Annotated in this window: 3 protein-coding genes; all 3 read left to right on the top strand. The window is 62.5% G+C overall.

Annotated elements, in window-relative coordinates:
* The coding region (locus JSE7799_RS11725) for a transposase (protein WP_055663774.1) at window positions 1-374 on the top strand (374 nt) is incomplete at its 5' end.
* A 108-nt stretch (window positions 375-482) separates the two neighbouring features.
* Window positions 483-734 carry a hypothetical protein gene (locus JSE7799_RS11720; RefSeq protein ID WP_055663773.1) on the top strand — a complete coding sequence of 84 codons (252 nt, stop codon included), beginning with the start codon at window positions 483-485 and terminating at the stop codon, window positions 732-734.
* A gap of 97 nt (window positions 735-831) precedes the next feature.
* Window positions 832-1765, top strand: a 934-nt coding sequence (locus tag JSE7799_RS11715) for an IS4 family transposase (RefSeq protein ID WP_055663772.1), incomplete at its 3' end; no start/stop codon positions are given.

Here is a 1765-nt window from a genome sequence, read left to right as displayed (position 1 = left end):
GCGCGACCGGCGCCGCGCTCGTCATGCCCTACGCCAACACAGGTGCGATGAGCGACCACCTCGCCGAGATCGCCCGGCACGTTTCGCCCGGCGCGCACGCCATCCTCGTCGTTGACGGCGCCGGCTGGCACAGCTCCAGGGAGCTCGTCGTGCCGGCGAACATCACCCTACTGACGCTTCCGCCCTACAGCCCCGAGCTGAACCCGGTCGAAAACATCTGGCAATTTCTCCGCCAGAACCACCTCGCGAACCGCGTCTTCGAGAGCTACGACGCCATCGTCGGCGCCTGCTGCGAGGCGTGGAACGCGCTCATCGCAATCCCGGAGCGGGTCGCCTCGATAACCTCCCGAGATTGGGCGAAGGTCAGCGGATGATGCCGTCGGTATAAGGGAGTGGCTGGCCGGCCGTCGGACCAATCGGCGGAACTGACCGCACCACCAATCCGTTTCCCGCACTGAACCTGGACGACAAGGAGATCCGCCATGTCTTCGGCACATCCCGAGACCGATCACGACCGCATCCGCGAATGGGCGGAATCCCATGGCGGCCGCCCTGCCAAAGTGGAAACCGAGGGCGAAGGCGGGATTCTGCGCCTCGACTTTCAGGAACCGGACGAGGACCTGATCGAAATCGACTGGACCGAGTTCTTCGAGATTTTCGAAGACCGCAAGCTCGCGCTCCTTCTACCCGAAGGGCGTGACAGCCGCTTCAACAAATTCGTGTCCCGCGACTAAGAGAGATCAGACTACACGACACAGCCGTTTTTGGGGTGGCCGAGACCGGCAAGAGAGATTCTTCTGGTGGACTCGACCTCGCCAAAGGAACGGTCCCTTGAATATCCGTGCTCTCGCCGATCTCCAGAAAACGCTAACTCCGCATGTGCCGTTGGGCAAGTCACGGCTCGACACGCTCTGCATGATCCTGCTTGGCATGATCAGCGCCCGAACGGTGAACCTGACGCATATCGCGAGCGAGCGGCCAAGTCGCGCCATGGTTGCATCGACCTATCGCCGTCTGCAACGCTTCTTCCAACACGTGTGCCTGCCCGAGGATTGGAGCGTGGGCATCGTGATCTCGCTGCTCGGCAACCCTCGCCCTTGGCATCTGTGTCTTGACCGCACCAACTGGAAGATCGGCAAGACCGACGTTAACGTCCTCGTGTTGGCCGCCATCACGGCCAGGTTCCGTGTCCCGTTGATGTGGACCATGCTCCCGCATTCCGGCAACAGCACGACCGCTCAGCGCATCGCGCTGATGAAGCGGTATCTCGCGTATTTCGACGCCTCAACCGTTCGGATGCTGCTGGCGGATCGCGAGTTCATCGGTCAGGAATGGTTCACTTTTCTCGTCGAGCAGGAGATCCCCTTCGCGATCCGCATGAAGGAGGGCCAGATAGTCCGTACCAACGGCCGCGAGCTGAACCTGCGCTCCCTGCTGTCACGGTGCAGGGGTGTGCGGGGCTTCACGGCCGTCCTGCCTGGCAGAGCGAGTCACCCCGACCTCAAGCTCCACTTCGGTGCGCGCCGTATCAAGGGCGGCGAGCTTCTCGTGGTGGCTTCGCCCTATCCAGCCACTGGCGCGCACATCCTGCGGCAGTACAAGAAGCGCTGGCTCATCGAGTGCCTGTTCGCCGACAGCAAGACGCGGGGGCTGAACCTGGAGGACACCCGCCTGACGCTCGCGTCCAAGTTGTCTCTGCTCATCGCCATAACCGCTATTGCCATCGCCCTCATCTGCCGTGCTGCAGCCCAGCTCATGGGACACA

Origin of the sequence: Jannaschia seosinensis, from assembly GCF_001408515.1 — a bacterium.
Classification (GTDB): domain Bacteria; phylum Pseudomonadota; class Alphaproteobacteria; order Rhodobacterales; family Rhodobacteraceae; genus Jannaschia; species Jannaschia seosinensis.
This window is presented reverse-complemented; position numbering and strand designations above follow the sequence as displayed.

Coding starts and splice junctions, on each gene's coding strand:
- JSE7799_RS11720 (WP_055663773.1), top strand. CDS start 483: ATGTCTTCGGCACATCCCGAGACCGATCACGACCGCATCCGCGAATGG.